Raw genomic sequence first — 394 nt, 5'->3', positions numbered from 1 at the left:
AGTCTGAAAACCGGTTGGGTCAAATTTGGTCTTAACCAAATCAGAACCAGCAACAGGCCCCGCCAATTGCGTCGTGGTACTACTGGTAATACGGCGATTGTATTTTGAATCAGTCACCATCTCATAGCCTATCCCATTGGCGCGTCGACTCATCTCAACCACCGCAACGCCATGGCAATTAACCTCTCGGCGTACATCGCTCGCGAGGCGACGGTTCTGGAATATCGGCGCAGCATCAATATCTTGAGTCACATAGTAGCCAAACGGGCTAAGCTCGCTACTATTCACGTACTCATGGTTCATGACCAGCAGACCATTGTCTGACGCTTTGGCATCATATGCGCCGCCTTTTTTGCCAAAGAACCACATACCATCATGGTTGTCACCCATGCGC

General features: G+C 50.3%; 1 protein-coding gene. It reads right to left on the bottom strand.

Annotation, left to right across the window (positions count from 1 at the left end):
• Positions 1 to 394 (bottom strand): alkaline phosphatase PhoX (locus tag AAEZ03_RS26115; protein ID WP_350582652.1); only part of this gene is annotated, 394 nt, incomplete at both ends.

Source organism: Pseudomonas sp. HY2-MNA-CIBAN-0224, from assembly GCF_040310285.1.
GTDB classification, from domain to species: Bacteria; Pseudomonadota; Gammaproteobacteria; order Pseudomonadales; family Pseudomonadaceae; genus Aquipseudomonas; species Aquipseudomonas helleri.
The sequence above is the reverse complement of the archived record's forward strand: the minus strand, read 5'-3'. Positions and strand labels throughout refer to the sequence as shown.